Genomic DNA, 23,905 nt, shown 5'->3' with positions numbered 1-23,905 from the left:
AGCAGGGGCGTCAGCCCTGCGCCGCAGGGAGGTGGACCAGTGGATTTTGCGGGGTGTTCGGGGGCAGGGGTGTCCACGCGCAGTTCGCAGCGCCAGCCCCACCCAACGTGCGACACAAACAACGCGGCGCTGCGCCTGTTTGAGCATGGGCACCCCTACCCCCGAACACCCCGCAGCGCAAACCTCGTAGCGTCCGCCGCAGAGCGCAAGCTCGCGAGGTCAGCCCAGCCCGAAGGCCTTGTGCAGCGCGACGGTGGCTCGGTCGACGTCTGCTTCGGCCACCACGCAGGAGATGCGGATCGGCGAGGTAGAGATCATCTCGATGTTGACGCCCTGAGCCGCCAGCGTCTCGAACATGGTGGCAGCCACGCCGGGGTGCGTGGCCATGCCGGCGCCGACCAGCGAGACCCGTGCGATGTCCACATCGGTGCTGGTGGACGAGAAGCCCACCGTGTCGACCAAGGTCTCACAGATGGTCCGTGCCGCGTCAGCGCACTGCGCGGGGACGGTGAAGGAGATGTCTGCGCGGCCGTGATCGCCCACGTTCTGCACGATCATGTCGACGATGACCGCCGCATCGGCAAGCGCCCGAAACACCTTGGCGGCGATGCCGGGCTCGTCGCGCACGCCGACCAGCGTCACCTTGGCTTGCGACGTGTCCGGCACCACGCCGGTCACGATCGGCCGTTCCATTTCTCTCGCGTCCATGCCCGACTCCGTGTCGCCTACCCATGTTCCCGGTTCCCAGGTGAATGCGGAGCGCACGTGCAGGGGAACGCCGTACGTGCGCGCCACTTCGACCGATCGGGCCGCCGGCTTGGGGCAGCCCATCGCCGTCATCTCCAGCAGCTCGTCGAACCCGATGCGCGCCAGCTTGCGAGCGTCGGGGCACACCCGCGGGTCGGTCGTGAACACTCCCGACACGTCGGTGTAGAGCTCGCAGGCGTCCGCTCCAAGACCGTGCGCCAAGGCGACAGCGGTGGTGTCCGAGCCGCCACGGCCCAGGAACGTCACATCGTTGTCGGCGGACATTCCCTGGGCACCGGCGACGACGGCCACTCGGCCTGCTTCGACCGACGCCGTCACACGCTTGGGACTGACCGACAGGATCTTGGCGTTGCAGTGGTTGCCGTCGGTGAGCAGGCCAGCCTGACTGCCGGTGAACGAGTCCGCCGGCACGCCCACGTCGTGCAGCGCCATGCACATCAACGCGATCGCCTTGCGCTCGCCCGCAGTGATGAGCATGTCCAGCTCTCGACCGGCGGGCTCGTCCGTGATTTGGCCGGCCAGTGCGATCAGCTCGTCGGTCTCGGTGCCCATGGCGCTCACGACGAGCACGACTGCGTCGCCCCGGCTGCGGCAGTGCTTCACGTGATTGGCCACCTCGCGCATGCGCGCAGCGCTCGCCACGGAGGTCCCGCCGAATTTCTGCACTACCAGCGGCACGGGCAGCGAGGGTAGCGAGGGGGCCTGCTCGGACATCGGTTGGACCGCCCACGTTGGCCCACGACTGCCCGCGTTGGCCCCGGGGTGTTCGGGAGGGCAGGCGCACCCATACTCAAACAAGCGCAGCGCACCTCGCGTTGTGTCGCACGTTGAACCGGCTTTGGCGCTGCGAACTGCGCGTGGGGGCGCCTGCCCTCCCGAACACCCCTCGACGCTCACTCACGCACACTCGTCGCGACTGATGCGGAGCGCTCCGCGAAGGGCGGGGTGCACGTTGCGTCAGTAGCGTTGCATGTCGGACAGGCGCCAGAGCAGTCGTCGGGGTAGTTATGGGCAGCGAGAAGCGGCAGCGGCAGCGTGAGAACCGCATGCGGGCGGTGGCCGAGGCCGAACGCTCCAAGAAGCGGTCGAGCGCGACGCGCAAGGTGATCACCATCGCGCTCGTCGTTGCTGCCGTGCTCGTCGCATTGTTCCTGTGGAGCACATTCACCGGTGACGACACCGACGGCATGGAATCGAGCAGCGGCGACGCTGCGGTGGACACGGCCGATGCCGGCGAGGGTGACGAGTCCGACAGCGAGCCGACTCCGGGCACCGACGACGCCGGCTCCGCTGCACGTGACCAACGCGCCGATGCCGCAGCCGACACGAATCCGGAGGAGTGCCCGGCTGGCGACGGCAGCGACGGTCCGGTCAGCCAGTTCGACGCGCCGCCGCCGCTGTGCATCGACCCCGAGACCATGTACGCCGCTCGCTTCGAAACCAGCATGGGCGACTTCACGATGGTGCTGGACCCGTCGCTGGACCTCGCCAGCGTCAACAACCTCGTGGTGCTCGGCCGCTGGGGCGCCTTCGACGACACGCTGTTCCACCGCGTCATTGCCGACTTCGTCATCCAAGGCGGCGACGTGCAGCTGCAACGCGGCACCGGCGGACCGGGCTACATGTTCACTGGCGGCTTCCCCGACGACGACTGGTATCGCATCGGTTCAGTTGCAATGGCCAACTCCAGCAGCAGCCCCGCCACGAACGGCTCGCAGTTCTTCGTCATCACCGGCGAGAACGGAGCTGCGCTGCCGCCGCTGTACTCACCGCTCGGACACGTCGTGGACGGGATGGAGGTGGTAATGGCCATCGAAGGCGTGGAGACCGACGCTGCCGATGCTCCGATCGACGATGTCGTGGTCCGCACCGTGAAGATCACCGAGGCCACCAGCGCCCAGATCGACGCCTACACCGACGCGCGCAGCTGAACTGCTCCGGGAGGTTCTGACGCCGCGTGCTGGTCAGGCGTAGGCTCGCTGCGATGGTGCCCGACGTGAGCGACAGACCGACTGAGCCGCCGGCATCAGCGTGGTCCTTCCCGCCTGCGACCACCGCCGACGAGGACGGATTGGTCGGGGCGGGCGCAGACCTCGAGCCAGGCACGCTGCTGAGCGCCTACCGAGCAGGGCTGTTCCCGATGCCGTTGGGAGACAGCGTGGGCTGGTGGTCACCGGACCCGCGCGGCATCCTGCCCCTCAGCTACCTGCAGGTCAGCCGATCGCTGCGGCGGGCCTGCCGTCGCTTCGACATCCGCATCGACACCGCGTTCGACCAGGTGCTGGAAGCCTGCGCTGACCCCGCTCGTCCGCACGGCTGGATCAGCGACGACATGCACGACGCCTACGTGCAGCTGCACGAGCTCGGCTGGGCCCACAGCGTGGAGTCATGGCTCGACGGTGAGCTGGTGGGCGGTCTGTACGGCGTCGCGATCGGCGCCTTCTTCGCCGGCGAGTCGATGTTCCACACGCACAGCGACGCCTCCAAGGTGGCGCTGGTGGCATTGGTGGATGCCCTCAAGGTGACCGGCGGCGCGCTGCTGGACGTGCAGTGGGCCACCGACCACCTGGCTGGGCTGGGTGCGGTGGAGATCGAGCGTGAGGCGTACTTGGAGCTGCTGGCCGAGGCCGTCACCCGACCGCTGCCGGACATCTGGCGTGAGCCGATGGTCTTTCGCATGCTCGAAGACTGACCACGCAGGGCTCAGGACCAGGATCCGAGGAAGACTGCACATCGTGGGGGGCACCGAAGCGCCGCAGCGTTCGCGGCCGTGGCTGATGCGCACGTACTCGGGGCACTCCACGGCACGGGCGTCCAACGAGCTGTACCGATCCATGCTGGCAGCAGGCCAGACGGGGCTGTCGGTGGCGTTCGACCTGCCGACCCAGACCGGCTACGACCCCGACCACCCGATGGCCCGCGGCGAGGTAGGCAAGGTGGGCGTGCCGGTCAGCCACTTGGGGCATATGGCGCAGCTGATGGACGGCATACCGCCCGATGCCATGAACACCTCGATGACGATCAACGCCACCGCGCCGTGGCTGCTCGGCCTCTACATCGCCAATGCTCATAACGCCGGTGCGGCCCCCGACGTGCTGCGGGGCACCACGCAGAACGACATCGTGAAGGAATACCTGAGCCGAGGCACCTACATCTTCGGTCCCGAGGCCAGCCGGAGGCTGACCACCGACGTGGTGGCGTACTGCTCGGCGCACCTGCCGCAGTGGAACCCGATCAACGTGTGCAGCTACCACCTGCAGGAGGCCGGCGCGACGCCCACCCAAGAGATCGCCTACGCCCTGGCCGGCGCCATCGACGTGCTCGATGCGGTGCGCGACAGCGGCAAGGTGCCCCCGGAGCGCTTCGGCCAGACGGTGGGCAGCATCTCGTTCTTCGTGAACGGCGGCATCCGGTTCGTTGAAGAGGTGTGCAAGGTGCGGGCCTTCACCGCGATGTGGGATCGGATCTGTGCCGACCGCTACGGAGTCGCGGACCCGAAACAGCGACGCTTCCGCTACGGCGTACAGGTGAACTCGCTCGGGCTGACCGAGGCCCAGCCGGAGAACAATGTGGCCCGCATCACCCTGGAGGCGCTGGGCGTGACGCTGTCGCAGCGGGCGCGGACACGCTCGCTGCAGCTGCCCGCCTGGAACGAGGCGCTGGGGCTGCCCCGGCTGTGGGATCAGCAGTGGTCGCTGCGGATTCAGCAGGTGCTGGCACACGAGACCGATCTGCTGGACCACGGCGACATCTTCGACGGCTCGCACGTGATCGAGGGGCGCACGGCCGAGCTGGCGGAGGCGGCGCAGGCCGAGCTGGACGAGGTGCTGTCGATGGGCGGTGCGTTCGCGGCGATCAGCGAGCTGAAGCGGCGCCTCGTGGCGAGCCACACCGAACGCGTGCGCCGAATCGAGAGCGGCGAGCTGACCGTGGTCGGCGTGAACACGTTCACCGAGACAGCGCCGTCGCCACTGCAAGGCGACGAGTCGATCCTGCGGGTGGATCCCCGGGTGGAAGACGACATGGTTGCCGAGCTCGAACAGTGGCGCAGCACGCGCGACTCGAACCGCGTCGCGGCGGCGCTGGACGACCTGCGGGTGGCCGCCTCGGGAGACGTGAACATCATGGGGCCGAGCATCGAGGCAGCCCACGCCGGGGTCACCACGGGGGAATGGGCGCAGGCGCTGCGCGAGATCTTCGGAGAGTTCCGTGCCCCGACCGGCCTGGGCGGCGCCATTGGCAGCGTCGGAAACGCTCGGGGGCCTTCGCCGGCCGCCGGGCATGACGCCGACCCAGCAGATGGCACTGGACGCGCGACTCGGCGTGCATCTCGGGGGTCGTCGCTGGCCGCGTTAGCCGCGCGTTGCGCCGCGATGCCGGGCGGGCCGCCCCGTGTGCTGGTGGCCAAACCCGGCCTCGACGGCCACTCCAATGGTGCCGAGCAGGTGGCGGTGGCCGCACGCGACGCCGGCATGGAAGTGATCTACGAAGGCATACGCCTGACGCCGAGCCACATCGCCGCAACCGCTCGCGACGAGGACGTCGACGTCGTCGGACTGTCGATCCTGTCGGGCAGCCACCTCGAGCTGGTGCCTGAGGTGCTGGACTGCCTGTCTGCAGCGGGTGTCGCCGCACCGGTGGTCGTGGGCGGCATCATCCCCGCTGCCGATCACGAGCGGCTGATCGAAGCCGGCGTCGCCGCGGTCTACACGCCGAAGGACTTCGAGCTGGCGGCCATCATGGCCGACATCGCCGCGCTGGCGCTGGCAGGGCGGGCCCGCGCTGAGGGCGGCTGAACCACGCGCCACAATGCAGCCATGCGAGTGTGGCCGGAGCGGTTCCTCATCGCGTGCGGGATGAACCCGTGACCAACGCAGCCAAACGCGGGTGGCAACGGCTGCGCAAGCTGATCGTGCCCGGCTTCCTGGTGCTGTACCTCGTGATGATTCCCCTGCACGCCCTGGCGGAGACGGACCACGTCGAGGTGTTCCCCTTCTTCAAGTGGAAGCTCTTCACGCACATCCCTGACTGGCAATCGTCCGAATACGGCCTCGTCGTCGACCGCGTCGACGGCGAAGCGCCGGGACGCAGCACCTACCTGATACCGAGCGACGACGTCCGAGACTGGAAGGCGCTTCGCCGGGTCGCGATCGCCTGTGCCAAGGATCGCGGCTGCGACAAGCAGATCACCGAGGTGCTGCATCCGATCCTGCAACGCAAGCTGGGCGAACGCAGGATCGAGTTCAGCATCGTCAAGGCCGAGGTGGATCTGCGCGAGGTGCAAGCCAAGGTCACCGACCTTGCAGACGGGCGCATGAGCAGGACGGACTTCTTTCGTCCCAGCGAAGTGATCGTCCGCTGGGATACCGGTGCCGGTCGCATCGCCGACCGCAGTGGCACCGACGACGGCACCATCAGCGGCGCTGAGAGCGGCTGAGCGATGTCGTTCACTGCCGCCGACGACCGGACTCAAACCGTGGAGGCCACTCGCAGCGACCCGTCGAGCGGGTCCCTCCGCATTCGCCGCGTGCTGCGGCGCGGCCGCGCGGCGCTGCGCAGCACCGAAGCTGACCAGCAGCGAACGCCTGCGGCACTGATGCGACGAGCGCACGACGTGGTGCTGCTCGGCCGCTTTTACTACGTGTTCCTCGCATACCTCGTCGGCACGGGTCACTATCCCTTCGGGGATGCCTACTCCGGCGGCCCGCCGACTGCGCCGCTGTGGCCCATCAGGTTCATGGCGCAACTGGTCGGCACGGACTGGCTGCGCCACGAGATCGCACTGACGGCGGTGGGTCTGGCGTTCGCGCTCGGAGCTGCGGCCGCGCCCGGCGTCTTCGCCCTGCGCCTCGGCGCGTTCATGCATCTGTTCACGTATCTGGCGATTCGCAACTCCTACGGCTCAATCAACCACGGCACCCACGTGTTGCTGCTGGTCGGCTTCGCGCTGTTGTTCCTGCCGGGTCGGCGCAGCCTGCAGCGACGTGCGTGGAGCAGCGTGCGGTCGTGTCTCACGGCGTTGTGGCTGGCGCAAGTGGCAATCCTGCTGGCCTACACCTTGTCGGGCATCTGGAAGATCTGGTACGGGCGAATGGAGGTGTTCTCGGCTGATGCCTTGACCCGCATCCTGGCGGACAGGCTGTTCGCTGAAGCCGACGAGATTCCGCTGCTGCTGCCCATCGTGATGCAGCACGACTGGCTGACACAGCCCATGTGGCTGACGACGCTCTACCTCGAGATCTTTGCATTGTTCGTCGTGTCGCGGCCGCACCTGCACCGTCCGTTCGGTGCTGCGTTCATGCTGTTCCACATCTCCAGCGATCTGCTCATGAACATCTCGTTCTCGCTCAACATCGTGATGGTGGGGCTGTTCTTGCTGGTTTCGCCGCTCGCACCCGAGCGGTTCTCGCTGTCGGGGACGGTGCGGTCGCTGCCGGTGGTGGGCCTGCCGTTTCGCCTGCTGCGGCGGCGCCAGCAGTCGCGACAGCCCAGTGCGGCCCGCCAGCGGCTGCGGGTCTGGCTGGTCTACGACGGCGAGTGCCCGATGTGCGCCAACTACGCCCGCTACCTGAGGCTGCGCCAATCCGTCGGCGAGTTGACGCTGGTCGATGCCCGCCAGGGCGGCCCGATGGTGGACGAGGTGCGCCGTCTGCCCCATGACCTTGACGACGGCATGGTGGCCAAGGTCAACGACCAGTACTACGTCGGTCACGAAGCGCTGAACGTGCTGGCGCTGCTGGCGACCGATCGCGGCGCATTCAACAAGTTCAACCGGCTGGCGTTCGGCTGGCCGCTGATCTCGCGTGTCGCGTATCCGCTGATGACAGCAGTGCGCCGGCTGCTGCTGAAGCGCAAAGGCGTGACGCCGATCGGCGACGACAGCGGAGGCTGATGCCCCGCAATCCGGCATCGGGTACCGGGGGCTCGGGCAGTCAAGGCGCCGGCCAGGCGTCGGCGGATTCGGCGAGGCAGTCGTCGTCGGCGCCGTGGCGGCGACCGGTCCAGCGGACACGGCCAGGGGTGGCGCTCAGCCGAGCCACCACGTTCTGCTGCACGAGCCCGTCTACTTCCACGAACACCTCGCGGGCCTGTGCATGGGGATCGGCTGCGAGCTGGCTCATGTCGAGCACCGGCGCTGCGGCGGCTTCAGCCTCGTCGAATGCAGCCACCGCCTCCTCAAGCGTGCGGCCCGCCACCCATGTCGCCATCGCCCCGTCCAGCTCGGCGCGGTGTGCAACACGGCCCTCGAAGGTCACGAATCGCTCGTCTTGGCCGAGCCCGATCATCTCCATGACCCGCGCGGCCACCGAATCGGTCGATGTACTGACAGCCAGCCACCCGCCGTCGGACGCCTGGTAGGTGCCGCGGGGCACGCTGTAGGGGACGCCCGAGCCCAGCCGCGGCTGCAGGTAGCCGAGCGCGTGCCATGCAGTGATGAGCGGGCCCATCGCCTGGGACATCGCGTCGAGCAGGCTGACATCGACGACTTGGCCGACGCCGCTGTGCAACGCCACCATCGCCGCGAACGCACCGGCGAGACCTGCGATCTCGTCGGTGAGCGCCACCGGCGGCAGCATCGGCGCACCGTCCGCCTCGCCGTTCATCGAAGCGAAGCCGCTCATCGCCTCAGCGAGCGTCGCAAAGCCCGGCCGGTCTCGGTATGGGCCGTCTTGGCCGAAGCCGGTCAGCCGCACGACCACCAGATTCGGATTCGCCGCGATCAGCTTCTCGGGCGCCAAGCCCAGCGCCTCGAGCTTGCCCGGCCGGAAGTTCTCCACCATGACGTCCGCCTCGGCGAGCAGCCGCCGCAGCACAGCCACGTCGTCTGGGGCCTTGAGGTCGAGCGTCACGCAGCGTTTGTTGCGGTTGACGAGCCGCCACCACAGCGACTCGCCCTGCGCGTCGCGCCAGCCGATGTTGCGGACGGTGTCGCCGCCGGGCCGCTCCACCTTGATGACATCGGCGCCGAAGTCGGCCAAGTAGCGGGCGCAGTGCGGACCCGCGAAGACCGACGACACGTCCACGACTCTCAGGCCGGCGAGCGGCATCGAGGTGTCGGTTCGGTGATCTTCGGTCACCGTCGACGGCAGCGAGCCTGTGGTCATCGATGACCGCAGCGGGCCTCAGCCACCGTCAGCGATAGCGGACAGCGGCCCAAGACGTCGGCGCCTGCCACGGGCGGCCGCTGAAGCGCCAGGCGCTGCTCGGGGCCGCGGACGGGACCGGCAGCTCGGGGCGCGGCCACAGCAACTCGAGGGCAACCACGATGGCGGCTGCTTCTTGCGCGTTCGCCGCCGGCGACCTAGCAGGCAAAACAGCCAGCGAGGTCACCGATGCAGGCGCCGGCATCACAGCGGCACGTTGCCGTGCTTGCGACGCGGCAGTTCCTCGCGCTTCGCGCTGATCATGTCGAACGCGGCCACGACCTTCTGGCGGGTCTCGGCAGGGTCGATGACCGCGTCCACGATGCCTCGCTCGGCTGCGACATAGGGATTCGCGTACTTGCGGCTGTACTCGTCGACCAGTGCCGCCTTGCGCGCTTGAGGGTCGGCCGCTTGCTGCAGCTCGCGCCGGTGCAGGATTTCCACCGCGCCTTGCGGGCCCATCACCGCCAGCTCAGCAGTGGGCCACGCGAAACTCACATCGCACCCGACCGACTTGGAGTCCATCACCACGTAGGCACCGCCATAGGCCTTGCGGGTGATGACCTGCACTCGGGGCACGGTGGCCTCGCAGTAGGCGTACAGCAGCTTGGCGCCGTGTCGGATGATGCCGCCGTGCTCCTGGTCGATGCCGGGCAAGAAACCCGGCACGTCCACGAACGTCAGCAGCGGAAGGTTGAACGCATCACAGAACCGCACGAAGCGGGCCGCCTTCTCTGAGGAATCGATGTCGAGCACGCCGGCCATCACCGTCGGCTGATTGCCGACCACGCCGACCGAGCGGCCAGCGATCCGTGCGAACCCGCACACGATGGAACCGGCCCAAGCGGCGTGGTACTCGAAGAACTCGCCGTCATCCACGACCTCGCCGATCACCTGGGTCATGTCGTAGGGCATGTTGGGACTCTGGGGCATGAGGTCGCGCAGCTTGGGGCACGCGCGGTCCGGCTCGTCGGCGGTCGCGACCACTGGGGGGGCGTCGAGGTTGTTCGAAGGCAGGAACGACAGCAGGTAGCGGACGTCGTCGAGGACTGCCTTCTCATCGGCCGCCACGAAGGTGGCCACGCCCGACTTGGTGCTGTGCGAGCCGGCGCCGCCGAGTTCCTCCAGCGTGACATCTTCGCCGGTGACCGTCTTCACCACGTCAGGGCCGGTGATGAACATGTGGCTGGAGTCACGCACCATGAAGATGAAGTCGGTCATCGCGGGCGAGTAGACGGCGCCGCCGGCGCACGGGCCCATGATGACGCTGATCTGCGGGATGACGCCCGAGGCCAGCACGTTGCGCCGGAAGATGCCGCCATAGCCCGCCAGCGAGACGACACCCTCCTGAATGCGGGCGCCGGCACCGTCGTTCAATCCGATAATGGGGGCACCGACGGACTCGGCAAGATCCATGACCTTGTGGGTCTTCTCGGCGAACACCTCGCCGAGGGCGCCGCCGAACACCGTGAAGTCCTGGCTGGCCACGAAGACCTTGCGGCCGTCGATGTTGCCCCAGCCGGTGATGATGCCGTCGGTGTAGGGGCGCTCGTCGAGCCCGACGTCGTGGGCTCGGTGGCGGGCGAGCATGTCGAGCTCGTGGAAGGTGCCGTCGTCGAACAGGTACTCGATGCGCTCGCGAGCGAGCATCTTGCCCTTGTCGTGCTGACGCTGCACGGCACGCGCTGTCCCGGCGTTCAACGCCTCCCCGCGGCGGCGGGCCAGCTCGGCCAGCCGCTCGTCCATCGTCAGCTCAGGGTTGGGCCCAGATGTCGGCTCAGCAGTCGGTCCGACAGTCGGCTCAGCCATCCGCCAGAGCCTACGAGACTGGCCTGCGAGGAAGCTCTGGTGGTCGACGGTTATCCGCCCATCTTGGCCCGCGGCGGCAGGCAGCGTTGGGGCCTAAGCTTTGGCGATGGACTTGGGGCCCGTACATCACGTTTCGATCAACTGCGCCGATGTAGATGCTGCGGCGCCGTTCTATACCGACGTCTTGGGAATGAGGCAGCTCGAACGGCCCGACTTCGGCTTCAACGGGCGCTGGCTGCAGACGCCTGGCGGCGGCGAGGTGCATCTCATCGAGGTGGCCGACTGGGTGCCGCCCAAGGGCCAACACTGGGCATTCAAGGTGGACGACATCGATGCCGCCGTGAGCGAGCTGCGTGAGGTGGGTGTGGAGGTCCGCGATCCGGTGCCGCTGCCGGGCACGACGGCGCGCCAGACGTTCTTCTTCGACCCCGCCGGCAACATGATCGAGCTGAACCAGCCGGCCTGACGCTGCACTGCGCCGCGTCGCGCCTGCGCCGGCGGTCAAGTATGGGCCTGTCGAGTATCGGCGCGGTAGGCAGCCAAGTTCATCACTCGCTCATGCAGCTGAGCGGCGCCGATCTGCTCGCACAGGTCGTCGAAGCCTCGTCGCGGGCCGCGCCACTCCAGCTCGTCGACGGCGGGCGACACCGGAGCGTCGGTGCGCACGGTGGCGACGCGCCGGAACAGCAGAGCGAGGTCACGCTCGGCTGACAGCGTGGCCGCGAGGCCGGCTGCGCCCCGCACACGCGGCGCCCAGTCAAGATGTGACGCAGGGATGTGCTCGATGTGGCCGTAGTGCGACAGCATCGTCGAGGCGGTCTTGGCGCCCCAGCCGCGCAGACCCGGAAAGCCGTCGGCGCTGTCGCCGACCAGAGCCAGGTAGTCGGGTATCGAAGCGGGACCGACGCCGAATTTCGCTTCGATACCCACTGCATCGACGATCTCGTCGGCACGGCGATCCCACTGGACCACCTTGCCGCCCACGCACTGGCCCAAGTCTTTGTCGGGCGTGCAGATCAGCACTCGGCGCACGCGGTCGTCCACGGCAGCCATCGCTGCGCCCGCCGCCATGGCATCGTCGGCCTCGAACTCGACCATCGGCCACACGGTCACGCCCAGCAGCCCCAGCGCCTCCTCGGTGGGGTGAAACTGCGCAAACAAGTCGGGGTCGATGGCCGAGCCGTCCTTGTAGCCAGGCCACAGCTCGTTGCGGAACGACTCCACCACGTGGTCGGTCGCCACCGCCACATGGGTGGCGCCGCCCTCGAGCAGCATCACGATGCTGCCGAGCACTCCCCGCAGTGCGCCTACTTCGGCCCCGTCGGTCGAGGAGCGGCGCGGCACAGCGAAGAAGTGGCGAAACAGCTCATAGGTGCCGTCCACCAAATGGACGTCAACCGACCCGTCGACCTGCCCCGGGCGTGGCGCCGAGCGTCCCGCCTGCACACCAACGACCCTACGCCACTCGCCGCGATGACAGCGACCAGCCCGCTCGGCCGCCCGCATCGAAGCTCATCAGGACCAACCGAACCAGGCCCTCGGCAAGGGACCGTCTGCGGCAGACGTTCTAGAGTTAGCGCGGCTGAGCGGTCGGGCCGGTGTCTGGCTGCGGCGGGGCGGCGGGCGTTTGCCTGCGCTCGCCGGCGAGCTGCTGCGCACGACACTCACCCACGCTTGGCACCCACGCACGACACTGAGGGGGCGACATGAAGGTTTCGTTTTCTGTATCCGACTTCCTGTACCGGGCCACCAATGTCTACCCAGACCGGGTGGCGCTGGCCGATGAGCCCGACGCGCCCGGCGGCGGGCTGGGGGAGATCACCTATGCCCGGTTCGGCGAGCTGGTGCGCGCGCAAGCCGCCAAGCTGGACCAGCTCGGCATCGGGCACGGCGAGCGGGTGGCGATGGTGTCGCAGAACGCCGGACGGCTGATGACCTCGTTCTACGGCGTGTCCGGCTACGGCCGCATCTTCGTGCCGATCAACTTCCGCCTCAGCCGCGAGGAGATCCGCTACATCGTCGACCACTGCGGCGCCTCGATGCTGCTCGTGGACCCGTCGATGGAGGACACCTGCAAGGACATCGACGTCGACCACTTCGTGGTGATGGGCACCGACGCCGACGACCAGATGTACGCCATGGGCGACGAGCCGGCCCCGTGGACGCCCGACGAGGACCTCACCGCCACCATCAACTACACCTCCGGCACCACGGCGCGCCCCAAGGGTGTGCAGCAGACGCACCGTGCATTGTGGGTGAACGCTGCGACGTTCGGCTGGCACAGCGGCGTGAGCGATCGTGACGTGTACCTGCACACGCTGCCGATGTTCCACTGCAATGGCTGGGGCATGCCCTACGCAGTGACCGGCATGGGCGGCAAGCACGTGGTGCTGCGCGAGGTGCGCGGACCGGAGATCCTGCACCGCATCGAGCAGCACGGTGTGACGCTGATGTGCGGCGCACCGGCCGTGGTGGCAGCCGTGCTGGACGCTGCCGCCGATTGGCCGGGCCCGATTCCCGGCAGCGGACGGGTGCGTATGGTGGTGGCGGGTGCGCCGCCGCCCACCCGCACCATCGCACGCATGGAGACCGAGCTGGGCTGGGAGTTCATCCAGATCTACGGCCTCACCGAGACCGCGCCGCTGCTGACCGTGAACCGCTGCCGAGCCGAATGGGACGAACTGGAACCCGAGGATCGGGCCCGCAAGCTGAGCCGTGCCGGCGCGCCTGCCGTAGGCGTCAGGATCGACATCGACGGCCAAGGCGAGATCCTGGCTCGTGCGAACGTGGTGCTCGAGGCCTACTGGGAGCAGCCCGAGGCCACCGCAGAGGCCATCGTGGACGGCTGGTTCCACACTGGCGACGGCGGCACGATGGACGAGGAGCACCACGTCACCATCTCGGACCGCAAGAAGGACGTGATCATCTCCGGCGGCGAGAACGTGTCGTCCATCGAGGTGGAGGACGTGCTGTTCAGCCACCCCTCGGTGACCGAGGCAGCGGTGATCGGCGTGCCCGACGAGAAGTGGGGCGAGACCATCAAGGCCCTCGTGGTCACCGATGCCGGCGCAGCAACGGTGACCGGGCGCGAGCTCATCGACTATTGCCGAGAGCGGATGGCGCACTTCAAGTGCCCCACCAGCGTCGAGTTCCGCGACGAACTGGCACGCACTGCCACCGGCAAGCTCCAGAAGTTCAAGCTTCGTGCGCCCTACTGGGAAGGCATGGACAAGCAGATCAACTGAGCGGCGTCTCAGGCTCGCAGCCCGGCCAGGATGGCGGTTCGCTCGTCACCGGAAGGCGGGCGGCCCACGTAGATCTCGAAGCAGTACGGACTCGCCTCGATCTGCGCGTCCGTCGGCAGGCCTGCTTCGAGTTCGTACCAGCCCATCTGCAGGTAGTACATCGTTCTGGCGCGGTGCAGTGCCATCGTCGGGTCGGCAACTTCGGTGGCCAGCATCGCTGCGCACGCCTCGACTCGCCGCGCGTCGGTCGCACGGAGGCGCTCGCGCAGCTCGGGATTGCTGCGACCCCATCGCCGCACCGCAGCCTCAAGCCGCGGGTCGAATCGCTCCAAGGCGAGCCAGCAGCGCATCAGTGCCACGTAACGGTCGACGATGCTGCCTCGGCTCGTCGCGGCCGCGATGATCGTGCCGGAATTGGTCTCGTCCCACACCTCCAGCAGGCGGTCGAGCAGCGCTGCGCGATTGTCGAAATGCCAGTAGAAGCTGCCGCGGTTGACGCCGAGGCGCGCAGCCAGCCGCAGGATCTTGACGGCGCCGATGCCCTCGCTGACGAGCACCTCCAGCGCAGCTGCCACCCAGTCGTCGGCGCTCAGGCGCGCTCGCCGGGCCATCGAAGCGCACCCTATCTGGGCGCTCGCCCGAGTGCCCTCACGCGGACGCTCTTGACAGGGTGCGCTCCCGCGCTGAGCTGGGCAGACAGACGCACTGACAGATTCACCCAGAGCGAGGCATCTCCGCGGCGAGACACACCGTCCGACACGCAGAGCGACAACTCTCGGAGTAGTCGCTCTCAACGTAGGCGTACACTGCGGCCATGCGGGTCGAAGAGCTGGCTGCAGCCCACTCGGTGAGCGTTGACACTGTGCGCTACTACCAGAGGATCGGACTGCTGCCCTCACCGGAGCGTCACGGCCGCGTCGCGAGCTACGGCGAGCACCACGAGCGGCGGCTCGGCGAAATCCGCCGCCTGTCCGGGGCGGGTTTCTCGCTGGCGCAGATCCGACGACTGTGCGACGGCAACGACGATCCGATGCTGGCTGCGCTGGGCGCACGCGAGACAGACACGCTGACGTTCGACGAACTCGTGCGCCAGTCCGGACTCGGGGAGGAGCTGGTCCGGCTTGCGGCCGATACCGGCCTGGTGCGGCCGCGGCGCGCATCGACGAACCTGCACGACCACCCGTCAGCCGCGGAAGACAGCACCGTTGACGCGCTCTACAGCGCCGGAGCGTTGACGATGCTGCGGGCGGCTATGGATCTGCTCGCCGCGGACATACCTCTCGACGACCTGATCGGCCTCGCATTGCGGCACGCGTCGAACATGGACGCCGTCGCTGCGGACGCGGTAGGGCTCTTCGCTGACCGTTTTGCGGACATGCCGACGGCGCAACGAGCGGACTTGGCCGCGCGGCTCATTCCGCTGGTCACCGACCTGGTGGCGCAGCACTTCCGCGAGTCGCTGGTGGAGCATGCGACCGAGCGCATTCTGGCCTCCGATGAACTGACCGTCAGCGAACTGACGCCCCTTGAACGAGCCGTCGACGAATCGGCCAATGACCAGCACGACGATGCTGGTTCGGCGGGGCGCGCCAGCGGCGGGGCGGAAACGGCCAGCCCCACCAGTACGAACACGACGACAGTCGACCTCAGCGATTCCGGCGCCGCACCGGCGGGCCTCGACGGTGCCTGTGTCCGCGAACCGGGCTGCGACACCGGTCGGGTGACGCTGGAATGCCGCGAATTGCGCGACGCGCCCGACCCGCTCGCGGTGTTCGCCGCCGCGCAAGACATGCAGCGGGTCTACTGGGCCTCGCCGGACGACGAGCTGGAATTCTGCGCGCTCGGCAGCGCGTTCGAGGCCAACGCCGTTGCAGGCGAGCAGCGCTGGGCGTCGGTTGCCGAAACGCTGGAGCGGTTGGACGTGTCGGTGACCGGCGGCAACGGTCATCCGACCGGTCCGTTGCTGGTCGGCGGCTTCTCCTTCAGCCCCGAGCCGCCTGCGACTGGATCGACTTGGGCGTCGTTCGGCGCCGGCAGGCTGACACTGCCTGAGGTGCTGCTGGTGCGTCGCGGCGAGCGTTCGTGGCTGACAGCGACGACTCGAGCGGCACTTGGGCCGGTCATGGCCGCTGCGCGATCTGCTGCGATGGCGGCCGATACTGCGACAAGCGACCCGAATGCGACAGCACTCGCGCTGCTGCGTGCGAAGTATCAGGCAGATGACGGCTACGAGTCGCTCGTGCGCTGCGCTCTGGACCGCATCGGGGGCGGCGGTATGGACAAGGTCGTGACGGCGCGGGCGCTTCGCATTTCGTCGCCCCTCGAACCCGTCGCCGTACTCGACCGGCTGCGGCGGCGGTACCCGTCGTGCGTGACGTTCGCGTTCGGACGCGGGCCGCAGACCTTCCTCGGCGCCACTCCCGAACGCCTGGTGAGCTTCGACGGCAATCGGCTGCGGACCGATGCGCTGGCCGGCTCCCGCCCCCGCTGCGGAGACATTGCACGCGACCGGGAACTCGCGGCTGAGCTGCGGCGCGACCCCAAGGAACTGACCGAGCACGCCATGGTGGTCACCGACGTGCGCGACACGCTGCGCAGGTGCGGCATAACGCTCGACCCTCCTGCGCCGAGCGGCGTGATGGAACTGCAGAGCATCATGCACCTGCACACGCCCATCGCAGGACGGCTAGCGGCCCGCTCGACAGTGCTGGAGCTGGCAGGCGCTCTGCACCCGACCGCGGCCGTCGCGGGGCTTCCCCGACGCATCGCCCGGCGCTGGATCGAACGGCACGAAGACTTCGAGCGAGGCTGGTACGCGGCGCCGATCGGCTGGACGACGCTGGACGGGCACGGCGAGTTCCGCGTCGCGCTGCGCTGCGCGTTGACCGGCCCACACGAGACCAGGCTGTTCGCGGGCGGCGGCATCGTGGCCGACGCTGACCCGCGCCGAGAACTGGCGGAGACGGCCACCAAGTTCGAGGCGCTGATGCACGCCCTCGAAGACGATTGAACGCCCCGTGGCGGCCGCGGGGCGAGGTGTAGACCAAAGAGACGGCAGCAGCGGCGCTGACAGCGGTGGCGACCCGGCGTACGCAGCATGTCAGGCCCTGTGCGACGGACTCGTTGCGGCGGGCGTGACCGATGCGGTGGTGTCGCCCGGTTCGCGGTCGATGCCGCTGGCGCTCACGGCCGACAGGACCGCCGGCTTGCGCAGCTGGGTGCGGATCGACGAGCGTTCGGCCGGGTACTTCGCGCTCGGGCTGGCCAAGGGCGCTGGGCGGCCGGCAGTACTGGTGTGTACCTCTGGCACGGCAGCGGCGAACTACTTGCCGGCGGTGGTCGAAGCCCACTACTCCGGTGTGCCGCTGGTGGTGCTGACCGCGGACCGCCCACCTGAGCTGCGCGGCTGGGGCGCAGGACAGACCATCGATCAACACTCGCTGTACGGCAGTCACGTTCGCTGGTTCTGCGAGACGCCGGTGCCCTCGGAGCTGGCGGTCGGGCAGGCGACGCGTTGGTTTGCTGCCGCAGCGGCGCGGGCGGTGGAGCAGTCGGCGGGGACGAGCCCCGGGCCGGTACACCTCAACGTGCCGTTTCGCGAGCCGCTGGAACCCGTCGTCGCCTTCGGCGACGAGCGCTGGGCATCAAGCCACGATCCGTCCCGAGGTTCCCGGGCGCTTGAGGTGCCCGCGCCCACCGATGGCACTCAGGCTCACGCGAACACAGGGCCGAAGCTCGCGCTCGGTGATGCGGCGCGCGGGCGGATCGCAGCGCCGGGTGTGTCGGGCGGCGCCGCGGCTGAACTGGTCGACTTCGCGCATCGCCATGAGCGTGGCGTGGTGGTGGCCGGGCCGATGTGGGATGGTGGCGACTGGGCGGAGGCTGCGGCGCAGTTCTGCCGAGCTGCGGCCTGGCCGCTGCTGGCTGAGCCGTGCTCGCAGTTGCGGCGCGAACTCGACGGCGTGGTGGTGACCGATCATCACGACCTGCTGCTGCGAACCTCCTGGGCCGATACCGAACCGCCCGATGCCGTGCTGCGCCTCGGCGGCGCTCCGACGTGCAAGCCGCTGCGCTTGTGGGTCGAACGCCACCGGCCGGCATTCGCCCTGGTCGACCCGCACAGCACCTGGACCGACGCCACGTTCAGCGTGTCGCTGCATCTGCGCGCCGGGCCGAGCGTGCTGACCGATGCCGCCGAGCAGCTGCCGGCGCGCAGCAGCCGCTGGGCGCGCCGCTGGGCCGCCGCGGACAGCCGCGCTGCTGGGGCCGTCGACCGAATCCTCGACACAGAGCCGCTGCTGGAAGCGGGGGTCGCCCGCGAACTCGGGCGCAGCCTCCCTGCCGGTCATGCGCTCTATGTGTCGAACTCGATGCCCGTGCGCGATGTGGATTCGTTCCTAGGTACTCGCGCGGCGCCGCTCACGGTGCATGCCAGCCGTGGCGCGAGCGGCATCGACGGCGTGATCTCCGCAGCCGGCGGTGTGGCTGCTGCGGCCACGCCGACCACGGTGTTCGTCGGTGATCTGGCGTTTCGCCACGACCTCGGCGGACTCATCGCCGTGTTCGATTCCGAGCACGGCAGCGTGGACCTCACCGTGGTCGTGGTGGACAACGGCGGCGGCGCCATCTTCTCGTTTCTGCCTGCGTACGGCGTCGTGGAAGCCAGCGCGTTCGAGCGGCTGCTCACCACGCCGCCGACGCTGCGCAGCGCCGATCTGGCGCAGGGGCTAGCGGACTGTGCCGGATTCAAGCATCACCGTGTTTCGACCAGCGAGCAGCTCGGCGCGCTGCTGGCCGCCGGCCGAGCCGGTTGCGGGCTGCGGGTGATCGCCATCGACATCGACGCCGACGCCAACCGCGACCAGCATCGCCGCATCGCCGCAGCCGTCGAGCACGCGCTAGCCCGCAGCGGCGCAGGTCCGCGGTGACCCAGACTGCCGCGTCGCTGCCGCAGCTGGCCACAACGGTCACCGGCAGCGGCGAACCGGTGGTCGTGCTGCACGGCTTCACCGGCAGCGCCGAGGCGATGCGCCCGCTCATCGAACGCTTGGACCGCTGGCGGTGCGTCGCCGTGGACCTGCTCGGCCACGGTCGCAGCCCGTCACCGCCCGAGGGTGCGCTCTACAGCGTCGAGGCCGCGGCGCAGATGGTGGCAAGCGTTACGGCGGCGATGCCTTGTGGCCCATGCCACATCGTCGGCTACTCCATGGGCGGGCGAGTCGCCTTGGCGCTCGCAACGGCGCATCCGCAGCTGTGTCGCTCCCTCACACTCATCAGTGCCACAGCCGGGATCGCCGACGAGCACGAGCGGGCCGAACGCCGCGCAGCCGATGCGAGGCTGGCCGAGCGCATCGGCGAGCGCGGCATCGACTGGTTCGTCGACTACTGGACGGCGTTGCCGATGTGGCGCTCCCTTCGAGCCAACTTCAGCCCCGCCGACTGGGATGCGTCACTACGTCAGCGCCGCCGATGCCACCCGACGGGCTTGGCCAACTGCTTGCGCCACGGTGGTACCGGCTCGATGCCTCCCTTGTGGGACCAGCTCGCCACGATCACGGTGCCGACACTGCTGTTGTGCGGAGCGCTCGACGCCAAGTTCGTCACCATCGGCCACCAGATGCACGAGCTGCTGTCACACAGCGCACTGGCAGTCATGGCTGATGCCGGCCACGCCGTGCACCTCGAATCCCCCGAGGAGTGCGCACGCGCCATTCGACGGCACCTGGCGGCAAACAGCTCCTCCTGACACGCATCGAGCAAACGGACGCCAAGCCGACAGCCCGACTGCGGTGGCGGGGCGGGCGGACCGTGTCAGTCGATCATGTCCCCGTGCTGCAGCCGCGCCAGCACACACGGCCCGAGCTCGACGATATGGGGCGCCGTCCTCAGCGAGTCCAAGTCCACGTGAATGCCGAGATCGGCCAGACGGCGCCACTGGTCGTAGTGACACATGTACTCGAGCACGTGCAGCGTCCTCTCGATCAACTGGTCCGCAGTCATGTACGACCAGTAGGCCTGCCGGAAATCGTCGCTCCAGCCGCCGCGGTCATCACGAAGCACGAAGCGTCTGCCGTCAGCAAGGTCTGCGAACTCCGCCACCTGGAAGCTGATCCACTTCGCGTGCTGCCGGAGGGCTTGAAGGGGGCGAGGCGCCAGCCGGTGTGACGGTTTCGCGGAGAAGCGTCGAAGTGCGGGCCGGCGCTCTCGTGCGGAACCGCGCAACTCGCTCCACGCCGTCTCCTCCTCCGTCAGCATGAAGCCTTGATGCACCGAGGAAGGCATGCGCGTTTCCGAGCCGATTTCGCAGTACGCCCCGAGCGCGATCACGGAGGCATTGGTCACCGAGACCGCCCCCGCAGCGGGCTCGGGGGTGGTCCGCTCGGTGGGGAGGAGTTCGAACGCGCCTGGCAGCAGCTCTTCGACGGTGGCCTCCTCGTTCACAATGCACGACGGCCCTCCCGCCTCGAACAGTAGCTGCCGGCAGCGCCCGCAGGGCGCAAGCGGCTCGCCTCGCTCATTCGTGACGGCCACGGCCACGAGCCGGCCGCCACCGCTGCGGTGCAGGTCGCTGACCATGCCGCACTCCGCGCACAGCGTCAGCCCGTAGGAGGAATTCTCCACATTGCACCCCGACACGATCCGCCCATCGGCCGCTCTGCCCGCCGCCCCGACCTTGAAGCCTGAGTGCGGGGCGTGCGCCATGCGCGCTGCTGCTTGTGCATTGGCGCGCAGCTCTTCCCAGCCGATGCGGTCAAGGCTCGACACGTCGGACACCTCAGCCTCGCCTTCTGCGGCCACCGCACCGAGACCGAGTTACTGCGCGCACGCGGAATGTGATCCTATGGCTGCTGCGGCACGGCAGCCGTCGGGCACTTCGAGTGCCTTATGCGTCACCAAGGCGCTCCACCTAGGGCCTCGTCATTTCGGTCGTCGTTGACAACGCCAGGCTGTGCAAGCTGCAGACGGATCAGGACATGCGGTCCGAACTCGATGACGGCTGGTGCGTCCCTCAGCGATATAGGTTCCACATGGATGCCGAAAGCCAGCAGACGATTGCGCCGGTAGTCAAACTCCTCCTGTGCATACCATTCCGAACTCAACCGTGCGGCAGACTGCTCCGTCAGATATTCGCGGTTGACGTTTTCCCAATATTTCTTAGAGAACTTGTCCTGCCATTCGCGATCGTCGCGCAGCATGATGCGCCTGCCGTCCGCCAGATCCACGAACTCTGACAGCTGAAAGCTGATGCGCCGAACAGAGCGGCGGATACGAGGCCTGTAGGAGAGATGCCAACGAATCCCGGTGCGGGAGTTGTGCCACAACGGGATGCCGAGACGGTCCTGTTCTGTCTCCAAGTGTAGTTGTCGAAAGCCGTTACTGCAGCCGGTGTATCCGTTTCGATTGATATCCCTGATCTCACAGTAAGCGCCTACCGCCGTCACGACGACAGCAGCGTCGGTGTCTTCGCCCGTCACATTCCCCCAAACACACTCGCCACCCAAACCCATCACGCACTGCATCCGCACATTGTACGCCGGCGACTTCATGTGACAACAGCACCTCGGACAGGGGCTGCCGGGAAACACTTCCGAGAACGCCGCGAACTGCGCGCTGCCACATCTGTCCCACCCGCTTTGCGCGACGATGGGGCAATAGCGTTTGGCTGATGCAAGCGACGTTGCGGGAGTTCGAGCTGACACTGGCTCGGCCGCTGCGAACCGCACATGGCGACATCCGCAAGCGACGAGGCATCGAAGTGCAGGTCGGCGACGGCGGCAGTGTCGGCTGCGGCGAAGCAGCGCCCTTGCCCGGCTTCGGCGTCGAGACCTACGACGAAGCGCTTGCGGCCTTGCAGCGATGGGCCGACGAACCCGCCGGCGAGCCACCTCGTGAGCCGTGTGCTGCGGCCGCTGTCGAGTCTGCGCTGACACAGCTCGATGCCGAGATCGAAGGCGTCACGCTCGCGGCGCTGCTGGCCGGCGAGACTTCCACGCAGCGGCACCTCGCAGTGCAAGCACTGGTGTCCGAACCGGACCCCGAAGCCGCTGCGCAGCAAGCCGACGCCGCCGCGACGGCAGGCCACGTGGCGTTGAAACTCAAGGTTGCTGCCCCCGATGCGAACGGCGACAACGCCACGACGGCAGCGTTGCGCAACGAGACGGCGCGTATCGCCGCGGTGCGGCGAGCGCTGCCTGCCGGCGTGGCGCTGCGACTGGATGCAAACGGCGGATGGGATCGCGTTGCGGCGGTGAAGGTGCTGCGACGCCTCGGCCATCTCGACATCGACTTCGTGGAGGAGCCGACACCGCAACCGGCGGACTGGGCGCAGATCAGCCGCACGGTTGGGCTGCGGATCGCCGCCGATGAGCACGTGCGCAGTGCCGAGGCGCTGGACCGGCTCATCGGCGTGGGTGCCATCGAGGTGGCGGTGCTCAAGCCTGCCGTACTCGGCGGGCCGCACGCCGCCTACGACCTCGCACGGCGGGCCGCCATGCGCGGGGTGCGCTGCGTGGTGTCTTCTTTTCTCTGCGGGCCTGTCGGACTGCGGGTTGCCCGCGACACGGCCGCGGCCGTGGATCCGCATGGCGTACATGGGGTTGGCACTGCGCCGTTGTTCACCGATGCGATGCCGCCCGACGTCGTGCCTGTTGGCGGCTACCTCCCTCTTCCTTCGGCACCGTCGTGAGCCTGTTCGCTGGCTTGGGCTTCCCTGGCGAACGGTGTCAGCAGCCTGACTCATGTGGTTGTTTGCCGCTCTGTGGATGCGAGAGCCGGCGACGCTGAAGCTTTCCCAGGGGAGTTCGAGGCAGCCTGGTGACCAACTGGAGGGCTCGGGGGGCGCAGTAGGCCGGGAGCTGCGCCTTGACGGCTTCGCGCAGCTCGGCAAGGTCGGGCGGCTGCTCGGAATCTGCGGGGACGACGACTGCGGTGACCGCTTGGCCCCATTCGGGGTCTGGCCTGCCGACGACTGCTGCCTCGGCGATGTTGGGCATCTCGGCGAGAATGCGCTCTACTGCAACAGGCCACACGTTCTGGCCGCCGCTGACGATCATGTCGTCGAGGCGGCCGAATACGGTCAGCCGGCCGTCGTCGGCCACAGCGCCGGCGTCGCCGGTGGGGAACCAGCCGTCGGCGGTGCGGGGATCGGTCCCGTCTCGGTAGCAGCGCGCCAGCATGGGGCAGCGCAGCTGTATCTCCCCGTCGACGATGCGCAGCTCCACGCCGTCGAGCGGCCGGCCCTCGTACACGACGCCGCTGAACGTCTCCGTCATGCCGTAGGTGGCGACCGTGTTGGCGGGTCGCTGCGATGGCATAGCGGAACCGCCCAGCAGGATGGTTCGGAATGCTGACGCGTCGATCCGCGAAAGGGCGGTGGGCACCAGCGCAGTGAGCGTCGCCCCTCGGCGTGCTGCGGCGTCCACAGCGTCGGCGGCGAAGCCGTCCTGGACGTCGAGCCGTGTGTCGGTGAGCAGCGCTCGCACCGCCACCGCCAGCCCGCCCACATGGGAGAGCGGCAGGCACGCCAGCCATCGGTCGGTGCTGGGGTCCACAGCGAGCGCAGCGCTGGTGGCCATGGCGTTCGCCTCGACGGCTGCGTGCGTGAGCACGACGCCCTTCGGCTCGCCGGTGCTGCCGCTGGTAGCCATGACCAGCGCGTCGCCGGGCTCGACACTCCAGCCGCCCCGCCGCCGGTGGCGTCCGGCGCTGTCCACGACGACCATGGCACCCATGCGCTCGACGAGCGACTGCTGGGCAGCGGCCGGGAGTCGCTGATCGATGGGCATCACAGCGTCGCCGGCATTCCAGGCACGCTGCAGCTCCGCCACGAAAGGATCGCCGCCTCCGATCGCGAGCGCCACCAGCCGATGCACGGCGCGGAACCTACCCGGGCCTGCTGCTGGCGTGCAGCCGCATTTCTTCGCCTGGATTGACCGTTCG

At 68.5% G+C, this 23,905-nt stretch carries 19 protein-coding genes; 11 read left to right on the top strand and 8 right to left on the bottom strand.

From position 1 onward, the window contains the following. Positions 1-219 precede the first annotated feature (219 nt). Complete coding sequence (locus ACOGI4_RS03270) at positions 220-1,446, bottom strand: aspartate kinase (protein WP_419842506.1); 1,227 nt, start codon at positions 1,444-1,446, stop codon at positions 220-222. Positions 1,447-1,814: 368 nt separating this feature from the next. On the opposite strand from ACOGI4_RS03270, the gene ACOGI4_RS03265 reads away from it, so the two are divergent. The 5 genes from ACOGI4_RS03265 (at position 1,815) to ACOGI4_RS03245 (ending at position 7,660) form a co-directional block, all read left to right on the top strand. Continuing rightward, positions 1,815-2,699 carry a peptidylprolyl isomerase gene (locus tag ACOGI4_RS03265; protein ID WP_419842505.1) on the top strand — a complete coding sequence of 295 codons (885 nt, stop codon included), beginning with the start codon at positions 1,815-1,817 and terminating at the stop codon, positions 2,697-2,699. A gap of 65 nt (positions 2,700-2,764) precedes the next feature. Then, a complete protein-coding gene (gene aat / locus ACOGI4_RS03260) occupies positions 2,765-3,460 on the top strand; it encodes a leucyl/phenylalanyl-tRNA--protein transferase (RefSeq protein ID WP_419842504.1) in 696 nt (231 codons plus the stop codon). Between the two features lie 43 nt (positions 3,461-3,503). Then, positions 3,504-5,564, top strand: coding sequence for a methylmalonyl-CoA mutase family protein (locus ACOGI4_RS03255; RefSeq protein ID WP_419842503.1), 2,061 nt, complete (start codon positions 3,504-3,506; stop codon positions 5,562-5,564). A gap of 68 nt (positions 5,565-5,632) precedes the next feature. Next, complete coding sequence (locus ACOGI4_RS03250; RefSeq protein WP_419842502.1) at positions 5,633-6,205, top strand: hypothetical protein; 573 nt, start codon at positions 5,633-5,635, stop codon at positions 6,203-6,205. 3 nt (positions 6,206-6,208) lie between these two features. Next, positions 6,209-7,660 (top strand): DCC1-like thiol-disulfide oxidoreductase family protein, encoded by a 1,452-nt coding sequence (locus ACOGI4_RS03245; RefSeq protein ID WP_419842501.1) that lies wholly within the window; start codon positions 6,209-6,211, stop codon positions 7,658-7,660. Between the two features lie 40 nt (positions 7,661-7,700). Here the strand turns inward: ACOGI4_RS03245 and ACOGI4_RS03240 are convergent, their stop codons facing one another. After that, positions 7,701-8,873 (bottom strand): CaiB/BaiF CoA transferase family protein, encoded by a 1,173-nt coding sequence (locus ACOGI4_RS03240; RefSeq protein ID WP_419842500.1) that lies wholly within the window; start codon positions 8,871-8,873, stop codon positions 7,701-7,703. 243 nt (positions 8,874-9,116) lie between these two features. Next, positions 9,117-10,721 (bottom strand): acyl-CoA carboxylase subunit beta, encoded by a 1,605-nt coding sequence (locus ACOGI4_RS03235; RefSeq protein WP_419842499.1) that lies wholly within the window; start codon positions 10,719-10,721, stop codon positions 9,117-9,119. Positions 10,722-10,827: 106 nt separating this feature from the next. Here ACOGI4_RS03235 and ACOGI4_RS03230 point away from each other — a divergent pair, with 106 nt between their 5' ends. Next, positions 10,828-11,187, top strand: coding sequence for a VOC family protein (locus ACOGI4_RS03230; protein ID WP_419842498.1), 360 nt, complete (start codon positions 10,828-10,830; stop codon positions 11,185-11,187). Between the two features lie 35 nt (positions 11,188-11,222). Here ACOGI4_RS03230 and ACOGI4_RS03225 read toward each other — a convergent pair whose 3' ends face one another. After that, positions 11,223-12,167 (bottom strand): 5'-3' exonuclease, encoded by a 945-nt coding sequence (locus tag ACOGI4_RS03225; protein ID WP_419842497.1) that lies wholly within the window; start codon positions 12,165-12,167, stop codon positions 11,223-11,225. Between the two features lie 260 nt (positions 12,168-12,427). Between ACOGI4_RS03225 and ACOGI4_RS03220 the strand changes: the two genes are divergently transcribed. Beyond that, a complete protein-coding gene (locus ACOGI4_RS03220; RefSeq protein ID WP_419842496.1) occupies positions 12,428-13,966 on the top strand; it encodes an AMP-binding protein in 1,539 nt (512 codons plus the stop codon). Between the two features lie 8 nt (positions 13,967-13,974). On the opposite strand, the gene ACOGI4_RS03215 is transcribed toward ACOGI4_RS03220, so the two are convergent. Further along, a complete protein-coding gene (locus ACOGI4_RS03215) occupies positions 13,975-14,577 on the bottom strand; it encodes a TetR/AcrR family transcriptional regulator (protein ID WP_419842495.1) in 603 nt (200 codons plus the stop codon). A 203-nt stretch (positions 14,578-14,780) separates the two neighbouring features. On the opposite strand from ACOGI4_RS03215, the gene ACOGI4_RS03210 reads away from it, so the two are divergent. Genes ACOGI4_RS03210 through menH form a run of 3 tightly spaced genes read left to right on the top strand, consistent with a single transcriptional unit; the run spans position 14,781 to position 19,712 of the window. Further along, on the top strand, positions 14,781-16,976 hold the full coding sequence (locus tag ACOGI4_RS03210; RefSeq protein ID WP_419842494.1) for an isochorismate synthase: 2,196 nt from the start codon (positions 14,781-14,783) through the stop codon (positions 16,974-16,976). 7 nt (positions 16,977-16,983) lie between these two features. Beyond that, entirely contained in the window at positions 16,984-18,894 is a 1,911-nt protein-coding gene (gene menD, locus ACOGI4_RS03205) for a 2-succinyl-5-enolpyruvyl-6-hydroxy-3-cyclohexene-1-carboxylic-acid synthase (RefSeq protein ID WP_419842493.1), read from the top strand. After that, positions 18,891-19,712: a 2-succinyl-6-hydroxy-2,4-cyclohexadiene-1-carboxylate synthase gene (menH, locus tag ACOGI4_RS03200; protein ID WP_419842492.1), complete on the top strand. Its 822-nt coding sequence runs from the start codon at positions 18,891-18,893 to the stop codon at positions 19,710-19,712. The genes menD and menH overlap by 4 nt, the downstream gene beginning before the upstream one ends. Before the next feature lie 65 nt (positions 19,713-19,777). Here the strand turns inward: menH and ACOGI4_RS03195 are convergent, their stop codons facing one another. Then, complete coding sequence (locus ACOGI4_RS03195; RefSeq protein WP_419842491.1) at positions 19,778-20,731, bottom strand: cytidine deaminase; 954 nt, start codon at positions 20,729-20,731, stop codon at positions 19,778-19,780. A gap of 125 nt (positions 20,732-20,856) precedes the next feature. Beyond that, the gene (locus tag ACOGI4_RS03190) at positions 20,857-21,513 is read right to left on the bottom strand and encodes a hypothetical protein (RefSeq protein ID WP_419842490.1); all 657 of its coding nucleotides are present in this window, start codon (positions 21,511-21,513) and stop codon (positions 20,857-20,859) included. Positions 21,514-21,632: 119 nt separating this feature from the next. Between ACOGI4_RS03190 and menC the strand changes: the two genes are divergently transcribed. Then, complete coding sequence (menC, locus tag ACOGI4_RS03185) at positions 21,633-22,652, top strand: o-succinylbenzoate synthase (protein WP_419842489.1); 1,020 nt, start codon at positions 21,633-21,635, stop codon at positions 22,650-22,652. A gap of 37 nt (positions 22,653-22,689) precedes the next feature. Here the strand turns inward: menC and ACOGI4_RS03180 are convergent, their stop codons facing one another. Next, positions 22,690-23,838 (bottom strand): class I adenylate-forming enzyme family protein, encoded by a 1,149-nt coding sequence (locus tag ACOGI4_RS03180; protein WP_419842488.1) that lies wholly within the window; start codon positions 23,836-23,838, stop codon positions 22,690-22,692. Between the last annotated feature and the right edge of the window lie 67 nt (positions 23,839-23,905).

The organism is Candidatus Poriferisodalis sp. (assembly GCF_965205175.1).
GTDB lineage: Bacteria > Actinomycetota > Acidimicrobiia > Acidimicrobiales > Poriferisodalaceae > Poriferisodalis.
This window is presented reverse-complemented; position numbering and strand designations above follow the sequence as displayed.